Raw genomic sequence first — 22,023 nt, forward strand, 5'->3', positions numbered from 1 at the left:
AACTCGTATTTTCATTGCCATAAACATAAAACGAGAGAAGACAAGTCCTGTCCTCTCTCGGTGTTAAATTGGTCAACCCACTACAGTTGACAAAGAGCCAGAACTCAAAAACGCCTACTTACGAAATTCTTTTAAAAATTAGAAAAATTTCGTAAATAAGCGTTCAATTTCAAATTATGATGAGTGTTACCGTCGGGCAAACCCGACGGCAGACCAGAGCTAGACTAAGAATGGCATAGCCATTCCATCATCATAACACTCAACAAAATTGATGATTTTATACTAATTCGATGATTGCCATTGGGGCAGCATCACCACGACGTGGTTCAGTTTTAAGAATACGAGTGTATCCACCGTTACGTTCAGCGTAGCGTGGCGCAATCTCATCAAAAAGCTTTTGAAGTGCAGTTGTAGATGTGTACTTATCAGTTGCTTCATCATAGTTTTCAGATGCAATTTCATTACGTACATATGCAGCTGCTTGACGACGAGCGTGCAAATCACCACGTTTACCAAGGGTAATCATTTTTTCAACTGTTTTACGGATTTCTTTAGCACGAGCTTCAGTTGTTACGATTGATTCATTGATCAAAAGATCAGTTGTTAAATCACGAAGCATTGCTTTACGTTGGGAGCTTGTGCGTCCAAGTTTACGGTAAGCCATGTGTTCCTCCTACTTTTATTTATCATTTTTTAAACCGAGGCCTAAATCAGCCAATTTTACTTTGACTTCTTCGAGACTCTTACGGCCAAGGTTACGAACTTTCATCATTTCTGGTTCAGTTTTTTCTGTTAAATCGAGCACGGTATTAATGCCTGCACGTTTCAAACAGTTGTATGAACGAACTGAAAGGTCAAGTTCTTCAATGGTTCTATCAAGAATCTTATCATCGGAAGCTTTTTCAGTTTCCTTCATCACGTCGGTAGCTAGTGCCACTTCAGTTAAATCAGTGAAGAGATTCAAATGTTCAATCAAAACACGAGCGGAGAGTCCCAAAGCATCTTCTGGAATAATAGTTCCATTTGTTTCAATTTCAAGGGTCAATTTATCAAAACCATCATTGCTACCAACGCGTGCTGGTTCAACTTGGTAATTAACCTTTTTCACTGGTGTATAGATAGAATCTACAGCCAATGTACCCACAGGTGCATCGTCTTTTTTGTTGGCTTCTGCTGGAATATATCCACGGTTTTTTCCAACAGTCAAGGTAGCTTTCATGCTTGTTCCTTCACCGATAGTAAAAAGATAATGATCTGGGTTTACAATTTCGATATCACTATCCGTCAAAATATCTCCAGCTGTTACTTCTGCTGGGCCTTCAACATCAAGTTCGATAATCTTTTCGTCTTCAACGTAAGATTTTACAGCAAGTCCTTTTAAGTTAAGGATAATTTGCATAACATCTTCACGTACACCTGGGATTGTATCAAATTCGTGAAGTACTCCATCAATCTTGATTGATGTTACTGCAGCACCTTCTAGTGATGACAAAAGTACACGACGAAGTGAATTACCTAGAGTTGTACCATAACCACGTTCAAGCGGTTCGATGACAAATCTGCCGTAATTTTTTGTTTCATCAATTTTTGTTATTCTTGGTTTTTCAAACTCAATCATTTAGTTCTCCCTCTTAAACGAAAAGCTGTGTACGCTTAATTATGATTATACACGGCGACGTTTTGGAGGACGAGCACCATTGTGTGGTACAGGAGTCACATCACGAATTGCAGTTACTTCAAGACCAGCAGCAGCGAGCGCACGAATAGCAGACTCACGACCTGAACCTGGACCTTTTACAGTAACTTCAACTGTTTTAAGACCGTGTTCTTGTGCAGATTTTGCAGCAGCTTCAGCAGCCATCTGAGCAGCAAATGGTGTAGATTTACGAGAACCTTTGAAACCAAGGGCACCAGCTGATGACCAAGCAAGAGCGTTACCATGCACATCAGTAATCATAACAATAGTGTTATTAAATGTAGCGTGAATATGAGCAATACCAGATTCGATATTCTTTTTCACACGACGTTTACGTGTTGGTTTAGCCAATTTCTTTACCTCCTATTTTATTTCTTATTTTTTCTTACCAGCAATCGCTACGGCTTTACCTTTACGAGTGCGAGCATTGTTTTTCGTGTTTTGTCCACGGACAGGAAGTCCACGACGATGACGAATTCCACGATATGATCCGATTTCCATCAAACGTTTGATGTTCAAGTTCACTTCACGACGAAGATCACCTTCAACTTTAATCGCATCAACTTCACGACGGATTGCATCTTCTTGATCAGATGTTAAATCTTTCACGCGGATATCTTCTGAAACACCTGCAGCAGCAAGAATTTTTTTAGATGTCGCAAGTCCGATTCCGTATACGTAAGTCAATGAAATTACTACGCGTTTGTCATTTGGAATATCAACTCCAGCAATACGTGCCATTTTTTCTCCTTTCTATGATTAGCCTTGACGTTGTTTGTGTTTAGGGTTTGTTGGACAAATCACCATAACACGGCCGTTACGACGAATAACTTTACAGTATTCGCAAATTGGTTTAACCGATGGTCTTACCTTCATGTTTTAATCCCTCCAAGTATTTCGACTATTTAAAGCGGTATGTGATGCGTCCACGTGTCAAGTCGTATGGGCTCAATTCTACAGTAACACGGTCTCCAACCAAAATCCGAATGTAGTTCTTACGGATTTTACCAGAAACTGTCGCCAAGATTTGATGACCATTTTCCAATTCAACAGTAAACATCGCATTAGGCATGGTTTCAACAACCTTACCTTCGATTTCAATCACGTCTTCTTTTGCCACGCAAAAGTACCCCCTAAATTTCGATTTGATGTCCTCTGAGCACAGAGGTAACAATTATAAGTCAGACTTGACTATTATATCACTTCAAACATTAGTTTGCAAGCAAGAATCCTTAGGACTTTAGGGATTCAATCGCTTTTTTCAAATCTTCAAAAACAAGCTCAATATCTTGATCGCCTTCAATGTCTTGAACTAAGTTTTTAGCCCGGTAATGATCCAAGATTGGTTGACCTTGGGCGATATTAACTTCTAAGCGACGTGCTACCGATTCCGGTTTGTCATCTTCGCGTTGATAGTAATCATCCTCATTGTAATCACCCGCAGGGGGATTGAAAACCTTATGGAAGGTTTCTCCTGTTTGCTTATGGATGATACGACCACTCAAACGTTCCAAGAGTTTAGATGGATCAATTTCAATGTTGATGACCCCATCTAAATTAATCCCAAGATCTGCTAAGTTTTGATCCAATGCATGGGCCTGTTCAAGAGTACGTGGATAACCATCAAGCAAGAAACCTTTTTCCTTAATGTCATCTTGAGCCAAACGTTCCTTGACAATTCCGTTAGTAACTTCGTCCGGAACCAAGTTCCCACCATCCATGTAGGACTTTGCTAGCAACCCAAGTTCTGTTTCATTAGCAATAGCTGCACGGAACATATCCCCGGTTGAAATATGTGCCAAGCCATAGTTCTCCACTAGTTTTGCAGCTTGTGTACCTTTACCAGCGCCAGGCAATCCCATGATTAAAAGATTCATAGTAGTCTCCTTATTTTGTTTTTAAATAAATTTGCCTAACTGACAAACTTATCAAAAAACAAAATAGAGGGGAATGGTAACATTAGGTTACCAATCCCCGGTAAAACATTAAGTCTTACAGTTTCTATTTTATTTTGCTGTGTTGATAAAACCAACATATTTACGCTTCAGAAGGTATCCTTCCAATTGTTTCATACTTTCAATACCTGTTGAGATTAGGATTAAAAGACTTGTTCCACCAAGAGCAAACTCGCTACTTGATCCAAGAATTGATTGCGCCAAAATTGGCGTTAAAGAAACAAAAGCTAAGAAAACAGAACCAACCGTTGCTAAACGTTTCAGCAACATTGACATAAATTCCTGAGTTTCTCGTCCAGGACGAACACTTGGAATATAAGCTGAACTCTTCTGTAAATTCTCCGCTGTTTTTTCAGGATTTACCTGAACAAAAGTATAGAAGAACGAAAAGAGAACAATCAATACCGCATACACAACCATACCAATTGGTGTCGTATAGTCAAAAGCTGATTGGACTGTCGTTAACCAAGCAGGTGAATTTCCAAGCCAATTTTCAACTAATGGAATAATTGTGCTCGGCAAAGCTGTCAAAGAACTTGCAAAGATAACAGGGATAACTCCGGCCGGATTCACCTTTAACGGTAAATAAGAATTCGTCGGTGCACCTTGTGCTCTTTTTGTATACTGAATAGGTATTTTATACTCAGCTTGTTGGACAAATGTTGTAAAGAAAATGATTGCCAAAACTGCTAAGATGATTAATACAGCATACAAGGCATATTGACCAGCTTGCGACCCCTTAACATTGACAAAGAAATCTTCATAGAAATTTTTAATTGTCGCAGGCAAGGAAGAAATGATACCTGAGAAGATAATCATTGAAACTCCATTACCAAACCCCTTATCAGTAATTTGTTCTCCCAGCCAAGTGACGATAACGCTACCTGCCGTTAGGATACAACCAATTACAAAATAAGTCTGGATATTTGGAGTTTTAACAATCGATACACTTGATAAAGCGTTAAACAGCGATACAATTCCAATAGATTGAAAAAGGGCAATAAACAAAGAAATATAGCGCGTCGCTTGATTTAACTTACGACGACCAACCTCACCTTGTTTGCCCCATTCCACAAAACGTGGAACCAAATCCATTTGTAACAACTGTACAATAATGGAAGCAGTAATGTATGGGCTAACCCCCATAGCAAAGACAGAGAAGTTAGTTAGAGCGTTACCAGAAACCAAACTCAACATGTTTAAGAATGGTAAATCTTTGATCTGCTCTAAATTTTTAGCATTGACACCGGGTACCGTGATATGAGTCCCGATACGGAATACGAAGATAATAAAAATGGTATAAAGAATTTTCTTTCTAACATTTTTAACTTTCAAGGCATCCTTAAGGATTTTAAAGAACATAGAGGGTCACCTCGTTAGATAACTTCTACAGAGCCACCTTTAGCTGTGATTGCTTCTTCAGCAGATTTAGAGAATTTTGCTGCTTTAACAGTCAATTTCTTCGTCAATTCGCCGTTACCAAGGATTTTAACGCCTGATTTTTCAGCTTTAACGATACCAGCTTCAATAAGAACAACTGGTGTTACTTCTGTGCCGTCTTCAAATACGTTCAAAGCATCAAGGTTTACGATAGCATATTCTTTAGCATTGATGTTTGTGAAACCACGTTTTGGTAAACGGCGGAAGAGTGGAGTTTGTCCACCTTCAAATCCTGGACGTACGCCACCACCGCTACGGGCTTTTTGACCTTTTTGTCCACGACCAGAAGTTTTACCATTACCAGATGATGTACCACGACCAACGCGGTTACGAACTTTACGAGAACCTTCAGCAGGTTTCAATTCATGCAATTTCATGTTTAAATTTCTCCTATTTGTATAAATGCTAGCGCCTCTAGCCTGTGTAGGATACGCAGTCTAGAAACTCGCCAATAAAATGGACTAGAAGCCGCTAGAATTTCTCTAGCGACTCAAAGTCTCTTAGTTTACTTCTTCAACAGTAACCAAGTGAGATACAGTGTTAACCATACCCAGGATAGCTGGTGTAGCTTCTGTTACAACCGAAGAGTTCATTTTGCCAAGTCCAAGCGCAACAACTGTTTTACGTTGGTTTGGTTTGCGTCCGATTGGAGACTTAGTCAAAGTAATTTTAATTTGAGCCATGATGTTCTCCTTTCTTATGCCAAGTCAGAAACTGAGATGCCACGGAGGGCAGCTACTTCTTCTGCACGTTTCAATTGTTTCAAACCTTCAACAGTCGCACGAACGATGTTGATTGGTGTGTTTGAACCAAGTGATTTAGATGTTACGTCTGCGATACCTGCCAACTCGATTACCGCACGAACTGAGCCACCTGCGGCAACCCCAGAACCTTCTGCAGCTGGTTTCAACAATACTTTTGCTCCACCAAATTCAGAACGAACTTCGTGAGGAATTGTTGTACCAACCATAGGTACTTCGATCAAGTTTTTCTTAGCATCGTCAACCGCTTTACGGATTGCTTCTGGAACTTCTTGAGCTTTACCAGTACCAAAACCAACACGGCCGTTACGGTCTCCAACAACTACAAGAGCAGCAAAGCGAAGACGACGTCCACCTTTAACAACTTTAGTAACGCGGTTGATCGCAACTACGCGTTCTTCAAGTTCTACTGCATTATCTTTAAATGCCATTATTCAGTATCCTCCTATTAGAATTTCAATCCGTTTTCACGGGCTGATTCAGCCAAAGCCTTAACACGTCCGTGGTAAAGGTATCCACCGCGGTCAAAGACCACTTCAGAGATGCCTTTAGCAGTAGCGCGTTCAGCAACGAGTTTACCAACAACAACGGCTTGTTCAGTTTTAGTTCCTTTAGAAACTTCTTTGTCAAGAGTTGATGCACTTGCGAGCGTTACACCCGCTACGTCATCAATAACTTGAGCGTAGATGCCTGTATTAGAACGGAATACGTTCAAACGTGGGCGTTCTGCAGTTCCAGAGAGTTTTCCGCGTACACGTTTATGACGTTTTTGGCGGATTTTGTTTTTATCTGGTTTTGAAATCACAATTTTCACCTCTTACAATTTTTTGCCCTATGGGCGATTTACTTAAGCATAGCTGAGCGGAAAGAAGATTCTTTTTAACACCAGCCTAATGCTATTATTTACCAGTTTTACCTTCTTTAAGACGAACGTATTCACCAACGTAGCGGATACCTTTACCTTTGTAAGGTTCTGGTGAACGCAAGCTACGAACGAAGGCTGCAGTTTGTCCAACAACTTCTTTGTTGATACCTTCTACAGAGATAGAAGTTGGGTTTGCAACTGTAAATGTGATACCTTCTGGAGCTTCAACTTCATCTTGGTGAGATTTACCAAGTGAAAGAACCAATTTAGTTCCTTGAAGTTGAGCACGGTATCCAACCCCTTTAAGTTCGAGGTCTTTTTTGAATCCTTCAGAAACACCAACAACCATGTTGTTCAAGTTTGCACGAGAAGTTCCGTGGATTGTTTTCATTTCTTTAGAATCGTTTGGACGGTGAAGAGTAACTTCTGTTCCATCAACACGAATTTCAATGTTTGTGTTGAATTCACGAGTCAATTCACCTTTAGGTCCTTTTGCTGTTACCACGCCATTGTTTTGAGAAATCTCAACGCCAGCAGGCAAAGTAATGATTTTGTTACCAATACGTGACATGTTTTATATTCTCCTGTTAAATTGTCAGGCCGCTCTGCGACCAGTTTTCACGGGGCGAACGAAGATACAAAGGGCGTTAAAGAGCCAAAGTGAAAATAGAAAATCTGACAAAGAATGCTTGCATTCTAGGAAGATTTGTCTTTTTCACACAGACTCTAGCCTGTGTTCAATTCGTTCTTTTATGTAAGCTAATCTGAAAAATCAGATTACCAAACGTATGCAATTACTTCCCCACCAACGTTCTTTTGACGAGCTTCTTTGTCAGTCACAAGACCTTCTGATGTTGAAAGAATAGCAATTCCAAGTCCGTTAAGGACACGTGGAATATCGTCGCGTTTTGAGTAAACACGAAGACCTGGCTTAGAAACACGTTTCAAGTTTGTAATAACGCGCTCACCGTTTTGACCGTATTTCAAGAATACGCGGATGATGCCTTGTTTGTCATCTTCAATAACTTCAACGTTTTTCACGAAACCTTCGCGTTTAAGGATTTCAGCAATCCCTTTTTTGATGTTTGATGCAGGCACTTCAAGCACTTCATGTTTCGCAAGGTTTGCGTTACGGATGCGTGTCAAAAAGTCTGCAATTGGGTCAGTCATAACCATTTGTTTTCTCCTCTTACTAGTAGTTTGAAAAGTTCACTTGCTAGTTAATGTAGCCCGAATGGGCTGGTTGTATGCTTCTCAGATGAAAAGCTAATTTGAACTCGCCCTATGAACGGTGCAAAATAGATAAATCGAATCGTTTGCAAGCAAATATCTTAGATTACCTAATTTTGCTTTGTTCACCAGGGGCAAAGTTTCATCATTTTACCAAGACGCTTTAATAACGCCAGGAATTTGACCTTTGTATGCTAAGTCACGGAAGCAAACACGGCAAAGTTTGAATTTGCGGTAAACTGAGTGTGGACGTCCACAACGTTCGCAACGAGTGTAAGCTTGCGTAGAGAATTTAGCTGGGCGCTTATTCTTAGCAATCATAGATTTTTTAGCCATTAGATTTACCTCCTATATTATTTAGCAAAAGGCATTCCAAGGCCTTTAAGCAATTCGCGTCCTTCTTCGTCAGTGTTAGCAGATGTAACAATAACGATATCCATACCACGAACTTTATCAACGTCATCAAAGCTGATTTCTGGGAAGATCAATTGTTCTTTCACACCAAGTGTGTAGTTTCCACGTCCATCAAAAGATTTTGTTGGAACACCGTGGAAGTCACGGACACGAGGGAGTGAAACAGATACCAATTTATCTAAGAATTCGTACATACGTTCACCACGAAGGGTAACTTTTGCACCAATCGCTACACCTTCACGAAGACGGAAGCCGGCGATAGATTTTTTAGCTTTAGTAATGAGCGGCTTTTGACCTGAGATAAGCGCCAATTCAGCAGCTGCTTTTTCAAGGTTTTTAGCGTTTGATACTGCATCACCAACACCCATGTTAAGAACGATTTTCTCAACGCGAGGCACAGCCATAACTGATGAGTAGTTGAATTTTTCTGTCAAAGCAGGAACTACTTCGTTAGTGTATTTTTCTTTTAAACGATTTGCCATTGATATTTCTCCTTTCCTTCGTGATTAGTCAAGCACTTCGCCTGATTTTTTGTTGTAGCGAACTTTTTTGCCGTCTACAAATTTGTAACCCACACGTCCAGCTACGCCATTTTTGTCAAGAACTTGTACGTTTGACACATGGATTGGAGCTTCTTTTTCAACGATAGCACCTTGAGGGTTTTCGCTGTTTGGTTTTTGGTGTTTTTTAACAATTGCAACGCCTTCAACGATGACTTTGTTAACTTTTGGCAAAGCTGTCAAAACAACGGCTTCAACACCCTTGTCTTTACCAGCGATAACGCGAACTTTGTCGCCTTTTTTTACAAACATGGTATTCTCCTAATATTTCTTACGCCCGATTGGGCACCCTGCCAGAGGCAGGGGACTGTGTTTGATTGTTGATTAAAGTACTTCTGGTGCCAATGAGACGATTTTCATGAAACCGCCCTCACGCAATTCACGTGCAACCGGGCCAAAGATACGAGTTCCACGAGGGTTTTTGTCCTCACGGATGATTACGGCAGCATTGTCATCAAATTTGATGTATGAACCGTCTGGACGACGAGCACCTGTTTTAGTACGAACGATAACAGCTTTAACAACGTCACCTTTTTTAACCGCACCACCAGGAGTAGCTTGTTTAACAGAAGCAACGATAACATCACCGATGTTAGCGAATTTACGTCCTGAACCACCAAGCACTTTGATAGTCAAGATTTCGCGAGCACCTGAGTTGTCAGCTACTTTTAAACGACTTTCTGATTGAATCATTTAAGTTTTTCTCCTTTCAGGTTGATTAAATAATTACGGCTTCTTCCACAACCTCTACCAAACGGAAACGTTTAGTAGCTGAAAGTGGGCGAGTTTCCATGATACGTACGATATCGCCTTCTTTAGCGGTATTGTTTTCGTCATGTGCCTTGTATTTTTTAGAGTAGTTAATACGTTTACCATAGACTGGGTGGTTACGTTTTGTTTCAACTACAACTGTGATGGTTTTGTCCATTTTGTCAGATACAACACGTCCAACAAGAACTTTACGATTATTGCGTTCCATTGAAATTCTCCTTTCCCAATCTATTATTTAATCTCAGATTGCACAGTCTTAACACGTGCAATTTGCTTCTTAACTTCGTTCAAACGAGCAGTTTGATCAAGTTGGCCTGTTGCAGCTTGTAAACGAAGGTCAAACAATTCTTTTTTGAGTTCGTTTTCTTTCTTAGCAAGCTCTTCTTGAGACAAGCCACGAAGCTCTTTAACAAATTCTTGAATTTCTTTAAGTTTCATGTCTTCTCCTTATTCTGCTTCGCGTTTCACGAATTTAACTTTAACTGGCAATTTGTGACCAGCAAGACGGAAGGCTTCGCGAGCGATTTCTTCAGAAACACCAGCGACTTCAAACATCACCTTGCCACGTTTAACTGGTGCAACCCAACCTTCTGGAGCACCTTTACCAGAACCCATACGTACACCGATAGCTTTAGCAGTGTAAGATTTGTGTGGGAAGATTTTGATCCATACTTTACCACCACGTTTCATGTAACGTGTCATGGCAATACGGGCAGCCTCGATTTGGCGGTTAGTGATCCATGAGCTTGTAGTTGCTTGAAGACCGTATTCACCAAAGTCGACTTGTTTTCCACCTTTAGCTTCCCCGCGCATTTTACCACGGAATTCGCGACGGTGTTTTACACGTTTAGGTACTAACATGTGTTATTTACCTCCTTTAGCGTCTTTACGAGCTGGAAGAACTTCACCACGGTAGATCCAAACTTTAACACCTAGTTTACCGTAAGTAGTATCAGCTTCTTCCCAAGCATAGTCGATATCAGCGCGGAGGGTGTGAAGAGGAACAGTTCCTTCTGAGTAACCTTCTGCACGAGCGATATCAGCACCGTTCAAACGACCAGATACTTGAGTTTTAATCCCTTTAGCACCTGCACGCATTGTACGTTGGATAGCTTGTTTTTGAGCACGACGGAAAGCCACACGTTGCTCAAGTTGACGAGCAATGCTTTCACCTACAAGGTGAGCATCCAAGTCAGGATTTTTGATTTCAACGATGTTGATGTGGACTTGTTTCCCTGTTAATTTGTTGAGTTGAGCGCGAAGTGCGTCTACGTTGCTACCAGATTTACCGATAACCATACCTGGTTTAGCAGTGTGGATAGAAACGATAACCTTGTTTACAGCGCGTTCGATTTCGATAGTTGAAACTGAAGCTTCTGCCAACTCTTTGTTGATGAATTTGCGGATTGCAAGATCTTCATGAAGGTAATCCGCGTATTCTTTTTCAGCATACCATTTTGCATCCCAGTCACGGATGATTCCGACACGCATACCAATTGGATGTACTTTTTGACCCACGATTTTACCTCCTATTTTTCTGAAACGACAACCGTGATGTGTGTTGTACGTTTATTGATTGGTGAAGCTGAACCTTTCGCACGTGGACGGAAACGTTTCATTGTTGGTCCTTCGTTAGCGAATGTTTCAGATACCACCAAGTTAGCTTTTTCCAAACCGAAGTTGTTTTCAGCGTTAGCGATTGCTGAGTTAAGAACTTTTTCAATCACTGTAGCAGCTTTGTTTGGTGTGAATTTCAAGATTGCGATTGCATCAGCAACGTGTTTGCCACGGATAGTGTCAAGAACAAGACGTGTTTTACGAGGTGAAACACGCACTGTACGAGCCATTGCTTTAGCTGAAGTAATTTCTGCCATTATGTGTTCCTCCTAAATTATTTACGACGTGTTTTCTTGTCGTCTGCAGCGTGACCTTTGTAAGTACGAGTTGGTGCAAATTCACCAAGCTTGTGACCTACCATGTCTTCTTGAATGTATACAGGCACGTGTTTACGTCCATCGTAAACTGCGATTGTATAACCGATAAAATTTGGAAAGATCGTTGAACGACGTGACCAAGTTTTGATAACTTTTTTCTTTTCGTCATTTGCTTGAGCTTCAACTTTTTTCATCAAATGCTCATCGACGAAAGGTCCTTTTTTAAGACTACGTCCCATTATGTAGTTTTCTCCTTTAAAATATGTACCACAACGGCCCGCACGCCTTACGACGTGCCACCGAGCTGGCGGATGCTAAGCGACTAGTTGTCTCAACCTAAAATTATTTTTGGTTGCGACGACGAACGATAAGTTTATCTGATTTCGCTTTTTTGTTACGAGTTTTAAGTCCAAGAGCTGGTTTACCCCATGGAGTTGAAGGTGCTTTACGACCAACTGGTGCTTTACCTTCACCACCTCCGTGTGGGTGATCGTTAGGGTTCATTACAGAACCACGAACGGTTGGACGGATACCTCTCCAACGGCTGCGACCTGCTTTACCGTAGTTAACGAGTGAATGCTCACCGTTACCAACAGTACCAACAGTTGCGCGACAAGTTGAAAGGATCATGCGAACTTCACCTGATTGCAAACGAACCAAAGTGTATTTACCTTCTTGTCCCAATACTTGAGCAGAAGTACCAGCAGAACGGATCAATTCAGCTCCGCGTCCTGGTTTCAACTCGATGTTGTGGATCACAGTACCAACGGGGATGTTAGCAAGTGGAAGTGCATTACCAACTTTGATATCTGCTTCAGGACCTGAAACGATACGTTGACCTACTTCAAGACCTTTAGGTGCGATGATGTAAGCTTTCACACCGTCAGTATAGTGAACCAAAGCGATGTTTGCAGAACGGTTTGGATCGTATTCAATTGTTTTAACGACTGCTTCAACCGCATCTTTGTTACGTTTGAAATCGATGATACGGTAGTGACGTTTGTGACCGCCACCTTGGTGACGAACAGTGATACGACCGTTGTTGTTACGGCCAGCCTTGCTCTTCAAAGAAACGAGCAATGATTTCTCAGGTTTGTTTGTTGTGATGTCAGCAAAATCCAAAGAAGTCATGTTACGACGGCCATTTGTCGTTGGTTTATAAACTTTAATACCCACGTTTAATTCCTCCTAAGATTATTCTGCCTCAGCTGAGAACAACTCGATTGCTTTTGAATCAGCTGTCAAAGTGATGATGGCTTTTTTAACTTTGCTAGTGTAACCAACGTAACGGCCCATACGTTTTTGTTTAGGCTTAACTGTTACAGTGTTTACGCTAGCAACTTTAACACCTTCAAATGCTGCTTCAACTGCTTGTTTGATCAAGAGTTTGTGTGCACGAGTGTCAACTTCAAAAGTATATTTTCCAGCTTCAAGAGCAACCATAGATTTTTCTGTGATAACTGGTTTTTTGATTACGTCATACAAATTCATTATGCAAGAACCCCCTCGATATTAGAGATTGCTTCTTTAGTTACAAGAAGTTTGTCGGCGTTTACGATATCAAGAACACTTGCAGTGTTTGCAGTTGCAACTTTAACACCTGGGATGTTACGTGCTGACAATTCAGCAAATGTGTTGCCTTCTTCAACGATAACAAGTACTTTTGAGTCAATGCTAAGTGCTGAAAGAACTTTTGCAAATTCAGCAGTTTTTGGAGCTGTAAATGAAAGAGCTTCAACAGCGACAAATTTTTCTTCTGCTACTTTAGCTGAGTAAACTGATTTCAATGCGAGGCGACGAACTTTTTGTGGAAGTTTGTAGCCGTATGAACGAGGAGTTGGTCCGAAGACTACCCCACCGCCACGCCATTGTGGTGAGCGGATAGAACCTTGACGCGCACGTCCAGTTCCTTTTTGACGCCATGGTTTGCGTCCGCCACCTGAAACTGCAGAACGGTTTTTAACCGCGTGAGTTCCTTGGCGAAGGCTAGCACGTTGGCTGATAACAACGTCAAAGACAACTGATTCGTTTGGTTCGATGCCGAAGATTGCGTCGTTAAGTTCAACGGTGCTTACTTCTTTACCAGTTTGGTCAAATAGTTTTACGTTTGCCATGTTAACTGATTTCCCCTTTCCTTATTATTTAGCAGCTTTAACTGCTGATTTGATGATGATAAGAGATTTCTTAGCACCTGGAACATTACCTTTGATAAGGATAACGTTCTTCTCTGGAACAACTTGTACGATTTCAAGGTTTTGAATCGTTACACGGTTGCCACCCATACGACCTGCGAGGTTCTTGCCTTTGAATACACGGTTAGGTGCAACAGGACCCATAGAACCTGGACGACGGTGGTAACGAGAACCGTGAGCCATAGGACCACGTGATTGACCATGGCGTTTGATAACACCTTGGAAACCTTTACCTTTAGATGTCCCAGTTACATCAACTACATCGCCAGCTGCGAAAGTGTCAACTGTAATTTCTTGTCCAACTTCCAAGCCTTCAATGTTTTTGAATTCACGAATGAAGCGCTTAGGAGCTGTGTTAGCCTTAGCTACATGGCCTTTGGCAGGTTTGTTGCTCAACACTTCACGTTTGTCATCAAAACCAACTTGAACTGCAGCATAGCCATCAGTTTCAACAGTTTTCACTTGCAAAACAACGTTTGGAGTTGCTTCGATGACAGTAACAGGGATAAATTCACCAGCTTCAGTGAAGATTTGAGTCATTCCCACTTTTTTCCCTAAGATTCCTTTTGTCATGAGAAAATATTTCCTTTAACTATTTATTTTAAAAAGTTTTTTATGAGCGTTTTTTATGCTCAAAAAAGTTTTTTACGAGCGTTTTTTATGCTCCGTTTCTATCTCGCTCTATGATTAGAGTTTGATTTCAACGTTTACACCACTTGGCAAGTCGAGTTTCATCAAAGCGTCAACTGTTTTTTGAGTTGGGTTGATGATGTCGATCAAACGTTTGTGAGTGCGCATTTCGAATTGCTCACGAGAGTCCTTGTACTTGTGAGTCGCACGAATGATTGTGTAGAGGCTACGTTCAGTTGGAAGTGGAACTGGTCCAGCAACTGTCGCACCAGTGCGAGTAGCAGTTTCTACGATTTTTGAAGCCGCTGTATCAAGTGTACGGTGCTCGTACGCTTTCAAACGGATACGGATTTTTTTGTTTGCCATCTTTTCTCCTTTTCGTCTATATAAGATATAGGCTAGCTCCACAAGAAAACCGACAGGTGGTTACGTGGCAATGCAACCGAGCGTGTCGCAACCTCTTGCATCAAAGCTAAGCGCTGTTTTTCACAGCACCATAGTAGTTTAACAAAGAAAGCCCTTGATTGCAAGGGTTTTGACGCATTTTTTTAAACTTTTTTGAAGAAACTGTTTTCATAAGGTTGTCACGATTGGAACAAGTCATTTTTAAAGAATAATTTATATCTTATATATAGGAAAATAGTTCGAAATAGATTGTCAACAACTGTGGCAATCCAAACACCCGCAAGGCCAAGATTAAAGGAAATCCCAAGAATATAACCCAAGAAGATACGGATGACCCACATGCCAAAGGTTGTGGCATAAAATGGTAGTTTGGCCTGCCCTAGCCCCTGCCAGACTGCCGTATAGACAAGGGTCCCAGCTGTCACTGGCGTTCCTATAAAAGAATAGAGTAGAACCACCATGCTAGCAGCCACCGCTCCGCTATTGTCCGTATAGAGATGGGTTAAACCCCCTCCGAAGGCAAAAGTCAGAAGACCAATAGGCAGCATCATCCACAAGGACAACCAGTAAGCTTCTCGGGCTAATCGTTGGGTCGTCTGGAAGTCTCCACTCCCCAAACTATGGGCTATTGAGATAACTGTAGCTGTCGCCACACCCATCCCCGGCATATAGTTGAACTGGGTCAGAGTCTCGCCGATGGCATTGCCCGCTACCACCTCTGTCCCAAAGCGAACGATGATGGCTACAATTACTACATCTCCAGCCCGCATCATGAGACGCTCACCTGCTGCTGGGAGAACTAATGAACATAAATCTTTGTTGAAGGGTCTTGTTAGAGTGACACTCTTGACATCCAAGGCCAAGGCCCGCCAAAGAATCAGACAGCCTACCAAACGAGAGAATACCGTTGCAGCTGCGACACCGACCATTCCCCAATGAAAGACAAATACTGCCAAGGCTGAAATGATAGCATTTAGAATGTTGGCTATCAGACTTACTTTCATCGACAGATTGGGTTTTCCTTTGGCCCGTAAAATACTCCCAAGTGTGGTCATCAATCCAAGAAATCCAATTCCACCACCAACGATAGCAAGATAAAGACCACCAGTTTGGCTGACTGTCAACTCAGTCCCTAGCAAGGCCAATAGCCACCGCCCGCATAGAATTGAAAAAATCCCTAGTATCCCACTGAGTACCAGGGTCATGACCAAGGTATCCCAAATCAATCGCTCTGTCTGACGACTATCTTTTTGACCTAGACTTTTAGCAATCAAGCTAGCTGCTGACGCTCCAAGCGCTATAAAAACAGCCTGATAGATGGTCAAAATGTTATTGGCTACGGATACGCCCGATACCGTAATCAGACTTATCTGAGCAACCAGATAGGTATCCACCATGCCCATTAGCATCTGTAAGATGTTCTCTGCCATGGCCGGCAGGGCTAGCTGTAATAATCGTTTTCTTTCTGTCATAGCTACTATTATAATGGAAAAAAGAGACTGAGACAAAAGTCCTAGCCTCGTTTTATTCTTATCGTCAAATAAACAAACGCAGTGGTTGGGAAACTTTCTGCTGGCCTCACCAGCTTAGAACCCCCATACAGTTCATTAAGTGCTATAGCACCAATCACCCTCTGCCCTAAGCTACTCTCACTCAATATAGTTAAAGGCTGAACTTGAGTTCAGCCTCTTTTTAACTTATACTCCCAAATACCGCTCTACTTCCGTCTGCATGGCATCAGCCGCTACAACTGTCGTGTGGCGTACTGGCGCTGTTTCAAGTCCATTGACTGCATTTGGAATCGCCACTCCTGAGAGCTTGGTCAACTCAGCCACAGCCACAAAGTCATCGCCAGAGTCTTTACCAGCAATGGCTTCAACCGCTACACGAGGGAACTTGTAAGGGCTTGCCGTTGACGCTACAACTGTTGGGGTCTGGTCTCCTGTCGCTTGACGGTAGGCCTGATAAACAGCAGAGGCAACAGCCGTGTGTGGATCTTCGACATAATTAGAGCTCTCATAGACCGCTTTGATTTCTGCTGCCGTTTCTGCTTCTGTCGCAAATCCAGCTGCGAAGAGGTCCAAAATAGAGGAGTCGGCATTCTCAAGGCTGTACTCACCTTGTGCCACCAAGGCTTCCATCAATTCTTTAGTCTTAGCAGCGTCATTGCCAACCAAATGGAAGATCAGGCGCTCTAAGTTCGAGGATACCAAGATGTCCATGGACGGGCTAGTTGTGACCTTGAAGGTTCGTTTTTTGTCATAGGTACCTGTCGTGAAGAAGTCGGTCAAAACCTTGTTTTCATTAGAAGCACAAATCAATTTGTTGACCGGAACCCCAATCTTAGAGGCATAGTAGGCTGCAAGGATATTACCAAAGTTTCCTGTCGGAACCGTGAAGTTGACTGGCTCGCCAGCTACAATCGCTCCGCTATGGACCAACTGCGCATAAGCATAGACATAGTAGACAACCTGAGGCACCAGGCGACCGATGTTCATAGAGTTGGCAGAGGAGAACTGGATACCCTGCTCAAGGAGTTTGGCACGAAGAACCTCATCATTAAACATGCGCTTAACGGCTGTTTGGGCATCATCGAAGTTCCCTTCAATAGCAACAACATGGGTATTGTCTCCAACCTGAGTGGTCATCTGTAATTCTTGAATCTTGCTGACACCGCCATTTGGATAGAAAACAATGATTTCAGTCCCAGGAACATCCGCAAATCCAGCCATAGCAGCCTTGCCAGTATCCCCAGAAGTCGCCGTTAAAATGACAATCTTATTGTCAACACCTTGCTTTTTCGCTGATGTTGTCAACAGATAGGGCAAGATTGAAAGCGCCATGTCCTTGAAGGCAATCGTCGAACCGTGGAAGAGTTCAAGATTATAGTGGTCCTGTAATTTTACCAAAGGTGCAATGGCAGGCGTATCAAACTTGTTGTCGTAGGCTGATTGGATACAGTGGTCCAGTTCTGCTTCTGTAAAATCATCCAAAAATGCAGATAAGATAAGTTTCGCAACTTCCTGGTAAGAAGCATCTTTAAGCTTATTAAAGTCCAAGTTAACCTCTGGGAGCGTTACAGGCGTAAACAAGCCTCCGTCAGTCGCCAGACCCTGCAAAATAGCTTGACTGGCCGTTACTTGGTTATTAGCATCTCGAGTTGATTGGTAAATAAGCGTCATCTTCATAACCTCAAAAAATCTATTTCCACTATTTTATCATAAAAATACAGAAAATTGTGACGAATAAGCTGAAAAATAGCATAGATATCTACTCTTTATCAATATAAGCAAATTCCCCGCTCAGATAAGCAGGGAATATTATCTTATTTGAGACGTCCTGGGCGTTCTTTGTAGCCGTAGTAGGCGTCTTCGATGATTTCTTGCATGTGGTCAACCATCGGCAAGCGTGGGTTGGCTGGTGAACATTGGTCTTCGTAGGCAAGAAGAGCCAGTTCACGAGAGTATTTCTTGAGTTCTTTCTCATCAATACCTTGAGCTTTGAGGTTCATCTCAATACCAACGCGCTCACCGAGATCGTAAACAGCTTGAGCATAAGCTGCTACAGCTTCTTCAGGCGTTGAGCATGGTAAGCCAAGCATGCGAGCAATATCTTGGAATTTCTCATCCGCTTTCCAGTAGTTGTACTTCGGCCATGTTGTGGCCTTAGATGGGCGCGTACCGTTGTAACGGATAACGTATGGCAAGAGGATAGCATTTGTCCGACCATGAACGGTGTGGAAACGTCCACCAATCTTGTGGGCCATAGAGTGGCTCATACCGAGGAAGGCGTTGGCAAAGGCCATACCAGCCATAGTGGAAGCATTGTGCATTTTCTCGCGTGCTTCGCTGTCAAACTCTTTGACAGATTTTTCCAAGTGTTCAAAGACCAACTTGATGGCTTGAAGAGCGAGACCGTCTGTGTAGTCGTTGGCAAAGTTTGAGGTGTAAGCTTCTGTTGCGTGAGTCAAGACGTCCATACCAGTATCTGCTGCGATAAAGCCTGGTACAGTCTCTACAAGGGCTGGATCCACAATAGCGATAGTTGGTGTCAATGAGTAGTCCGCCAATGGGTACTTGCGGTTGTTGGCCTTGTCAGATACCACGGCAAACGGCGTCACTTCAGAACCTGTACCAGATGTGGTTGGGATACCGATGTATTTGGCTTTAGCACCCAGAGATGGGAAGCGGAAGGCACGTTTACGGATATCCATGAATTTTTGCACCAGGTCACGGAAGTCGATTTCTGGTTGTTCGTAGAAGAGCCACATCACCTTGGCGGCATCCATTGGAGAACCACCACCGAGGGCGATAATGGTATCTGGCTCAAAGGCACGCATCACTTCGGCACCGCGTTGGATAGTCGTGATGTCTGGGTCTGGCTCAACATCTGAGAAAATGGTATAAACAACTTTATTCTTACGTTGTTGAAGTTGTTCAATGACACGTTGAACAAAACCGAGTTGTTCGATAGACTTGTCTGTCACGATCATAACACGTTCTAGACCAGTTGCAGTTTGCAAGTATTGGATAGAATTACGTTCGAAATAAATCTTAGAAGGCACTTTGAACCATTGCATGTTGTTTCTCCGTTTTCCGACTTTCTTGATGTTGAGGAGGTTTACAGCGCTGACGTTGTCACCGACTGAGTTGCGACCGTATGAACCACAACCAAGGGTCAATGATGGAATAAAGGCATTGTAAACGTCACCGATACCACCGAAAGTAGATGGAGAGTTCCAAATCACACGCATAGCACGTACGCGGGTACCAAATTCTTTGGCAAGTGCTTCGTCTTTGGTATGGATAGCAGCTGAGTGACCAAGACCGTGGAATTCAACCATTTGACGGGCTTTTTCAAGACCATCTTCCGTGTCATCAGCCTTCAAGACTGCGATAACTGGAGAGAGTTTTTCACGAGTAAGGGGCTCATTTTCGCCTACTTCTGCACATTCTGCCGCGAGAATATTGGTTCCTTCTGGTACTTTGAAACCAGCTTGTTCTGCAATCCAAGTCGCTGGTTTACCAACGATGTCGGCATTGAGTTTCGCACCTGCACAGTTCTTGCTGTTGGCTTTTACGCCGAAGCAGAATTCTTCAAGAAGGGCTTTTTCTTTTTTATTAACAAAGTAAGTGTGGTAAGACTTGAACTCAGTTACAAAATCGTCGTAGATTTCTTTGTCGATAATAACCGCTTGTTCAGACGCACAGACCATCCCGTTGTCAAAAGACTTAGACATGACGATATCGTGGGCAGCCTGTTTGATGTCTGCTGATTTCTCCACGTAAGCTGGTACGTTTCCTGCACCAACACCGAGGGCTGGCTTCCCACATGAGTAAGCTGCACGCACCATAGCATTCCCACCTGTTGCAAGGATAGTTGCGATACCATCATGATTCATGAGGGCTGCAGTTGCTTCCATAGAAGGCTCAGTAATCCATTGAATACAGTCTTCTGGTGCACCCGCTGCAATCGCTGCATCACGCACGATTTGGGCTGCGTGAGCTGATGACTCTTGAGCTGATGGGTGGAAACCAAAAACGATTGGATTACGAGTTTTAAGAGCAATCAATGATTTGAAAATCGCTGTTGAAGTTGGGTTAGTGGTTGGAGTTACCCCACAGATAACACCGACAGGCTCTGCAATTTGAGTGATTCCAGTCACTGGGTCATCAGAAATGACACCAACTGTTTTCACGCCACGCATGTTATTGACCACGTGCTCACAGGCAAAGAGGTTTTTGGTTGCCTTGTCTTCGAAAACACCACGTCCTGTTTCTTCGTGGGCATGTTGAGCCAAGATTCCGTGGGCATCAAGGGCTGCTACGGATGCTTTCGCAACGATGTAGTCTACTTGTTCTTGGTTGAGCTCGCGGAACTTCTCAAGGGCAACCAGTCCTTTTTGGACCAAGGCATCAACATGGGCTTGTGCCTTTGCTACTTTGTCTTCAGGTGATACTTTTTTATCAGCCATGGGATTTCCTCCAAATTTTTATCCTTTTGCGAAATTTTATAATATTATTATATGTTATAATAAAAACATTGTCAATACATTGTTAAAAACTTCACATATTTTTTACTCTCTTAGTATATAACAAAAAAATGAGTTTGTAAATAATTTCACAATATTTTTTAAAAATTTTTTTTGCTTATCCTACTGGACCTATTCCAATCAAAATTGACTCCTCACAAACTTGCTATATAATAGACATAACATAATTTAGGAGGACTACATCATGGACAAGCTCTCACTCATCAAACCCAGCTTGGATTATGAAGAGCAGATTTTAAATTATCGAAAGGCCTTTGCAAATGAACATCTTTACGGAGGCAATCATCTTGAACAGCTAGCGACTGTTTCCGAATGGCTAAACCACCTTGAACGTGCTGCTTCTCCTGAAACGGTCACTCCTGGTCGAGCTCCTTCTTCAACCTTCCTCTGTATCCGAGAACGTGACAACCAGATGGTTGGCATCTGTAACATCCGCCACAACCTCAACCAAGACTACCTCATCAATATTGCAGGACACATTGGCTACTCTGTTTTACCAAGTGAACGACGCCAAGGCTATGCAATCGAACAACTGCGTTTGGCTCTCGAAAAAGCAAGAGTATTAGGCATCCAAAAGGTTCTCGTAACCGCAGCAGACTGGAATGTTGCCTCTCAGAAAACCATTTTGGCTAACGGCGGTATCTATGAGGACACGCGCCTGGATGAAAGCGATGGCGACCACATGCTTCGCTACTGGATTGAACTTGACTAAAGATGCATTTGTGTTTGAAAAAGTTAGATAACATTCTCTACTACTCCTAGTCATTAACTACTATCTTCAATAAAATACCAAGAGCCCTCCAAAACTGGAGGGTTCTCTTGATGTTAAGATACTACAAGGCAGTCGAGACTTAAGTCTATCGAGCGCCACTAACGCTGTAGATCAAAGAGTTAAATCGCATCAATTATTCAAGGATAGCTTTCCAACTTGTCAACGAAAAAATCACTCCTGATCAAAGTGCCTAACGGAGTTCCAAACTCAGCCCTTCATGATAACAAAGAAAAACCCTCCAAAACTGGGCTCTATAATTTCTGTAGTGGGTAGCTCCCCTGCAGAGATTATGGAGCCTTTTTGAATGTAGAAAAAAAGTCCCATATGACCTATAATGAAAAGCGAT

General features: G+C 42.4%; 33 protein-coding genes. 1 reads left to right on the forward strand and 32 read right to left on the reverse strand.

Translation table 11 applies throughout. From position 1 onward, the window contains the following. Positions 1 to 277: 277 nt before the first annotated feature. The 32 genes from rplQ to adhE form a co-directional block, all read right to left on the reverse strand. Positions 278 to 664, reverse strand: coding sequence for a 50S ribosomal protein L17 (gene rplQ, locus ACFORF_RS02835; protein WP_195676122.1), 387 nt, complete (start codon positions 662 to 664; stop codon positions 278 to 280). Between the two features lie 15 nt (positions 665 to 679). Beyond that, the gene (locus tag ACFORF_RS02840; RefSeq protein ID WP_380425289.1) at positions 680 to 1,618 is read right to left on the reverse strand and encodes a DNA-directed RNA polymerase subunit alpha; all 939 of its coding nucleotides are present in this window, start codon (positions 1,616 to 1,618) and stop codon (positions 680 to 682) included. Between the two features lie 45 nt (positions 1,619 to 1,663). After that, the gene (gene rpsK, locus ACFORF_RS02845) at positions 1,664 to 2,047 is read right to left on the reverse strand and encodes a 30S ribosomal protein S11 (protein ID WP_003080097.1); all 384 of its coding nucleotides are present in this window, start codon (positions 2,045 to 2,047) and stop codon (positions 1,664 to 1,666) included. 24 nt (positions 2,048 to 2,071) lie between these two features. Continuing rightward, positions 2,072 to 2,437, reverse strand: coding sequence for a 30S ribosomal protein S13 (gene rpsM, locus ACFORF_RS02850; protein WP_115271221.1), 366 nt, complete (start codon positions 2,435 to 2,437; stop codon positions 2,072 to 2,074). A gap of 18 nt (positions 2,438 to 2,455) precedes the next feature. Continuing rightward, complete coding sequence (gene rpmJ / locus ACFORF_RS02855) at positions 2,456 to 2,572, reverse strand: 50S ribosomal protein L36 (protein WP_000868345.1); 117 nt, start codon at positions 2,570 to 2,572, stop codon at positions 2,456 to 2,458. 25 nt (positions 2,573 to 2,597) lie between these two features. Next, positions 2,598 to 2,816 (reverse strand): translation initiation factor IF-1, encoded by a 219-nt coding sequence (infA, locus tag ACFORF_RS02860; RefSeq protein WP_146567765.1) that lies wholly within the window; start codon positions 2,814 to 2,816, stop codon positions 2,598 to 2,600. A 112-nt stretch (positions 2,817 to 2,928) separates the two neighbouring features. After that, positions 2,929 to 3,573 (reverse strand): adenylate kinase, encoded by a 645-nt coding sequence (locus ACFORF_RS02865; RefSeq protein ID WP_380425291.1) that lies wholly within the window; start codon positions 3,571 to 3,573, stop codon positions 2,929 to 2,931. Positions 3,574 to 3,702: 129 nt separating this feature from the next. Then, positions 3,703 to 5,013, reverse strand: coding sequence for a preprotein translocase subunit SecY (secY, locus tag ACFORF_RS02870; protein ID WP_380425294.1), 1,311 nt, complete (start codon positions 5,011 to 5,013; stop codon positions 3,703 to 3,705). Positions 5,014 to 5,027: 14 nt separating this feature from the next. Then, positions 5,028 to 5,468: a 50S ribosomal protein L15 gene (rplO, locus tag ACFORF_RS02875; protein ID WP_380425296.1), complete on the reverse strand. Its 441-nt coding sequence runs from the start codon at positions 5,466 to 5,468 to the stop codon at positions 5,028 to 5,030. A 123-nt stretch (positions 5,469 to 5,591) separates the two neighbouring features. Then, positions 5,592 to 5,774, reverse strand: coding sequence for a 50S ribosomal protein L30 (rpmD, locus tag ACFORF_RS02880; protein ID WP_380425299.1), 183 nt, complete (start codon positions 5,772 to 5,774; stop codon positions 5,592 to 5,594). Between the two features lie 14 nt (positions 5,775 to 5,788). Next, positions 5,789 to 6,283, reverse strand: a complete 495-nt coding sequence (rpsE, locus tag ACFORF_RS02885; protein WP_380425301.1) for a 30S ribosomal protein S5 — start codon at positions 6,281 to 6,283, stop codon at positions 5,789 to 5,791. 17 nt (positions 6,284 to 6,300) lie between these two features. Next, positions 6,301 to 6,657, reverse strand: a complete 357-nt coding sequence (rplR, locus tag ACFORF_RS02890; RefSeq protein WP_380425304.1) for a 50S ribosomal protein L18 — start codon at positions 6,655 to 6,657, stop codon at positions 6,301 to 6,303. 94 nt (positions 6,658 to 6,751) lie between these two features. Beyond that, on the reverse strand, positions 6,752 to 7,288 hold the full coding sequence (rplF, locus tag ACFORF_RS02895) for a 50S ribosomal protein L6 (protein WP_380425307.1): 537 nt from the start codon (positions 7,286 to 7,288) through the stop codon (positions 6,752 to 6,754). 206 nt (positions 7,289 to 7,494) lie between these two features. Then, complete coding sequence (rpsH, locus tag ACFORF_RS02900) at positions 7,495 to 7,893, reverse strand: 30S ribosomal protein S8 (protein WP_380425310.1); 399 nt, start codon at positions 7,891 to 7,893, stop codon at positions 7,495 to 7,497. Positions 7,894 to 8,097: 204 nt separating this feature from the next. Then, a complete protein-coding gene (locus ACFORF_RS02905) occupies positions 8,098 to 8,283 on the reverse strand; it encodes a type Z 30S ribosomal protein S14 (protein ID WP_380425313.1) in 186 nt (61 codons plus the stop codon). Positions 8,284 to 8,300: 17 nt separating this feature from the next. Next, positions 8,301 to 8,843, reverse strand: a complete 543-nt coding sequence (rplE, locus tag ACFORF_RS02910) for a 50S ribosomal protein L5 (RefSeq protein ID WP_380425316.1) — start codon at positions 8,841 to 8,843, stop codon at positions 8,301 to 8,303. A gap of 24 nt (positions 8,844 to 8,867) precedes the next feature. Continuing rightward, a complete protein-coding gene (gene rplX, locus ACFORF_RS02915) occupies positions 8,868 to 9,173 on the reverse strand; it encodes a 50S ribosomal protein L24 (protein ID WP_380425319.1) in 306 nt (101 codons plus the stop codon). A gap of 72 nt (positions 9,174 to 9,245) precedes the next feature. Then, positions 9,246 to 9,614, reverse strand: coding sequence for a 50S ribosomal protein L14 (rplN, locus tag ACFORF_RS02920; RefSeq protein ID WP_380425321.1), 369 nt, complete (start codon positions 9,612 to 9,614; stop codon positions 9,246 to 9,248). A 25-nt stretch (positions 9,615 to 9,639) separates the two neighbouring features. Next, complete coding sequence (gene rpsQ, locus ACFORF_RS02925; RefSeq protein WP_380425323.1) at positions 9,640 to 9,900, reverse strand: 30S ribosomal protein S17; 261 nt, start codon at positions 9,898 to 9,900, stop codon at positions 9,640 to 9,642. Positions 9,901 to 9,923: 23 nt separating this feature from the next. Then, complete coding sequence (gene rpmC, locus ACFORF_RS02930; RefSeq protein ID WP_380425325.1) at positions 9,924 to 10,130, reverse strand: 50S ribosomal protein L29; 207 nt, start codon at positions 10,128 to 10,130, stop codon at positions 9,924 to 9,926. A gap of 9 nt (positions 10,131 to 10,139) precedes the next feature. Continuing rightward, positions 10,140 to 10,553 carry a 50S ribosomal protein L16 gene (gene rplP / locus ACFORF_RS02935; protein ID WP_024532333.1) on the reverse strand — a complete coding sequence of 138 codons (414 nt, stop codon included), beginning with the start codon at positions 10,551 to 10,553 and terminating at the stop codon, positions 10,140 to 10,142. 3 nt (positions 10,554 to 10,556) lie between these two features. After that, positions 10,557 to 11,210 carry a 30S ribosomal protein S3 gene (gene rpsC / locus ACFORF_RS02940; protein WP_380425328.1) on the reverse strand — a complete coding sequence of 218 codons (654 nt, stop codon included), beginning with the start codon at positions 11,208 to 11,210 and terminating at the stop codon, positions 10,557 to 10,559. An 11-nt stretch (positions 11,211 to 11,221) separates the two neighbouring features. Then, positions 11,222 to 11,566, reverse strand: coding sequence for a 50S ribosomal protein L22 (gene rplV, locus ACFORF_RS02945; RefSeq protein ID WP_380425331.1), 345 nt, complete (start codon positions 11,564 to 11,566; stop codon positions 11,222 to 11,224). A gap of 17 nt (positions 11,567 to 11,583) precedes the next feature. Then, a complete protein-coding gene (gene rpsS / locus ACFORF_RS02950; RefSeq protein ID WP_380425334.1) occupies positions 11,584 to 11,865 on the reverse strand; it encodes a 30S ribosomal protein S19 in 282 nt (93 codons plus the stop codon). 103 nt (positions 11,866 to 11,968) lie between these two features. After that, positions 11,969 to 12,802: a 50S ribosomal protein L2 gene (gene rplB, locus ACFORF_RS02955; protein WP_380425337.1), complete on the reverse strand. Its 834-nt coding sequence runs from the start codon at positions 12,800 to 12,802 to the stop codon at positions 11,969 to 11,971. Positions 12,803 to 12,820: 18 nt separating this feature from the next. Beyond that, positions 12,821 to 13,117, reverse strand: a complete 297-nt coding sequence (locus tag ACFORF_RS02960) for a 50S ribosomal protein L23 (protein ID WP_380425339.1) — start codon at positions 13,115 to 13,117, stop codon at positions 12,821 to 12,823. Next, positions 13,117 to 13,740: a 50S ribosomal protein L4 gene (rplD, locus tag ACFORF_RS02965; RefSeq protein ID WP_380425342.1), complete on the reverse strand. Its 624-nt coding sequence runs from the start codon at positions 13,738 to 13,740 to the stop codon at positions 13,117 to 13,119. The genes ACFORF_RS02960 and rplD overlap by 1 nt, the downstream gene beginning before the upstream one ends. A gap of 24 nt (positions 13,741 to 13,764) precedes the next feature. Continuing rightward, on the reverse strand, positions 13,765 to 14,391 hold the full coding sequence (gene rplC, locus ACFORF_RS02970; RefSeq protein WP_380425345.1) for a 50S ribosomal protein L3: 627 nt from the start codon (positions 14,389 to 14,391) through the stop codon (positions 13,765 to 13,767). A 114-nt stretch (positions 14,392 to 14,505) separates the two neighbouring features. Further along, positions 14,506 to 14,814 carry a 30S ribosomal protein S10 gene (rpsJ, locus tag ACFORF_RS02975; RefSeq protein WP_380425348.1) on the reverse strand — a complete coding sequence of 103 codons (309 nt, stop codon included), beginning with the start codon at positions 14,812 to 14,814 and terminating at the stop codon, positions 14,506 to 14,508. A 218-nt stretch (positions 14,815 to 15,032) separates the two neighbouring features. Further along, the gene (locus tag ACFORF_RS02980; protein WP_380425350.1) at positions 15,033 to 16,325 is read right to left on the reverse strand and encodes an MATE family efflux transporter; all 1,293 of its coding nucleotides are present in this window, start codon (positions 16,323 to 16,325) and stop codon (positions 15,033 to 15,035) included. A gap of 225 nt (positions 16,326 to 16,550) precedes the next feature. Then, positions 16,551 to 18,035 (reverse strand): threonine synthase, encoded by a 1,485-nt coding sequence (thrC, locus tag ACFORF_RS02985; protein ID WP_380425353.1) that lies wholly within the window; start codon positions 18,033 to 18,035, stop codon positions 16,551 to 16,553. Positions 18,036 to 18,178: 143 nt separating this feature from the next. Beyond that, complete coding sequence (gene adhE / locus ACFORF_RS02990) at positions 18,179 to 20,827, reverse strand: bifunctional acetaldehyde-CoA/alcohol dehydrogenase (RefSeq protein ID WP_380425356.1); 2,649 nt, start codon at positions 20,825 to 20,827, stop codon at positions 18,179 to 18,181. A gap of 259 nt (positions 20,828 to 21,086) precedes the next feature. On the opposite strand from adhE, the gene ACFORF_RS02995 reads away from it, so the two are divergent. Further along, positions 21,087 to 21,617, forward strand: coding sequence for a GNAT family N-acetyltransferase (locus ACFORF_RS02995; protein ID WP_380425359.1), 531 nt, complete (start codon positions 21,087 to 21,089; stop codon positions 21,615 to 21,617). Positions 21,618 to 22,023 lie beyond the last annotated feature (406 nt).

Source organism: Streptococcus caprae (assembly GCF_042649745.1).
In the GTDB taxonomy this organism is placed as follows: domain Bacteria; phylum Bacillota; class Bacilli; order Lactobacillales; family Streptococcaceae; genus Streptococcus; species Streptococcus caprae.

Bases quoted from the DNA above. Each gene is read 5' to 3' on its own strand.
- rplQ (WP_195676122.1), bottom strand. From the start codon at position 664: ATGGCTTACCGTAAACTTGGACGCACAAGCTCCCAACGTAAAGCAATG.
- ACFORF_RS02840 (WP_380425289.1), bottom strand. From the start codon at position 1,618: ATGATTGAGTTTGAAAAACCAAGAATAACAAAAATTGATGAAACAAAA.
- rpsM (WP_115271221.1), bottom strand. From the start codon at position 2,437: ATGGCACGTATTGCTGGAGTTGATATTCCAAATGACAAACGCGTAGTA.
- rpmJ (WP_000868345.1), bottom strand. From the start codon at position 2,572: ATGAAGGTAAGACCATCGGTTAAACCAATTTGCGAATACTGTAAAGTT.
- ACFORF_RS02865 (WP_380425291.1), bottom strand. From the start codon at position 3,573: ATGAATCTTTTAATCATGGGATTGCCTGGCGCTGGTAAAGGTACACAA.
- secY (WP_380425294.1), bottom strand. From the start codon at position 5,013: ATGTTCTTTAAAATCCTTAAGGATGCCTTGAAAGTTAAAAATGTTAGA.
- rplO (WP_380425296.1), bottom strand. From the start codon at position 5,468: ATGAAATTGCATGAATTGAAACCTGCTGAAGGTTCTCGTAAAGTTCGT.
- rpmD (WP_380425299.1), bottom strand. From the start codon at position 5,774: ATGGCTCAAATTAAAATTACTTTGACTAAGTCTCCAATCGGACGCAAA.
- rpsE (WP_380425301.1), bottom strand. From the start codon at position 6,283: ATGGCATTTAAAGATAATGCAGTAGAACTTGAAGAACGCGTAGTTGCG.
- rplF (WP_380425307.1), bottom strand. From the start codon at position 7,288: ATGTCACGTATTGGTAACAAAATCATTACTTTGCCTGCTGGCGTTGAG.
- rpsH (WP_380425310.1), bottom strand. From the start codon at position 7,893: ATGGTTATGACTGACCCAATTGCAGACTTTTTGACACGCATCCGTAAC.
- ACFORF_RS02905 (WP_380425313.1), bottom strand. From the start codon at position 8,283: ATGGCTAAAAAATCTATGATTGCTAAGAATAAGCGCCCAGCTAAATTC.
- rplE (WP_380425316.1), bottom strand. From the start codon at position 8,843: ATGGCAAATCGTTTAAAAGAAAAATACACTAACGAAGTAGTTCCTGCT.
- rplX (WP_380425319.1), bottom strand. From the start codon at position 9,173: ATGTTTGTAAAAAAAGGCGACAAAGTTCGCGTTATCGCTGGTAAAGAC.
- rplN (WP_380425321.1), bottom strand. From the start codon at position 9,614: ATGATTCAATCAGAAAGTCGTTTAAAAGTAGCTGACAACTCAGGTGCT.
- rpsQ (WP_380425323.1), bottom strand. From the start codon at position 9,900: ATGGAACGCAATAATCGTAAAGTTCTTGTTGGACGTGTTGTATCTGAC.
- rpmC (WP_380425325.1), bottom strand. From the start codon at position 10,130: ATGAAACTTAAAGAAATTCAAGAATTTGTTAAAGAGCTTCGTGGCTTG.
- rplP (WP_024532333.1), bottom strand. From the start codon at position 10,553: ATGTTAGTACCTAAACGTGTAAAACACCGTCGCGAATTCCGTGGTAAA.
- rplV (WP_380425331.1), bottom strand. From the start codon at position 11,566: ATGGCAGAAATTACTTCAGCTAAAGCAATGGCTCGTACAGTGCGTGTT.
- rpsS (WP_380425334.1), bottom strand. From the start codon at position 11,865: ATGGGACGTAGTCTTAAAAAAGGACCTTTCGTCGATGAGCATTTGATG.
- ACFORF_RS02960 (WP_380425339.1), bottom strand. From the start codon at position 13,117: ATGAATTTGTATGACGTAATCAAAAAACCAGTTATCACAGAAAAATCT.
- rplD (WP_380425342.1), bottom strand. From the start codon at position 13,740: ATGGCAAACGTAAAACTATTTGACCAAACTGGTAAAGAAGTAAGCACC.
- rplC (WP_380425345.1), bottom strand. From the start codon at position 14,391: ATGACAAAAGGAATCTTAGGGAAAAAAGTGGGAATGACTCAAATCTTC.
- rpsJ (WP_380425348.1), bottom strand. From the start codon at position 14,814: ATGGCAAACAAAAAAATCCGTATCCGTTTGAAAGCGTACGAGCACCGT.
- ACFORF_RS02980 (WP_380425350.1), bottom strand. From the start codon at position 16,325: ATGACAGAAAGAAAACGATTATTACAGCTAGCCCTGCCGGCCATGGCA.
- thrC (WP_380425353.1), bottom strand. From the start codon at position 18,035: ATGACGCTTATTTACCAATCAACTCGAGATGCTAATAACCAAGTAACG.
- adhE (WP_380425356.1), bottom strand. From the start codon at position 20,827: ATGGCTGATAAAAAAGTATCACCTGAAGACAAAGTAGCAAAGGCACAA.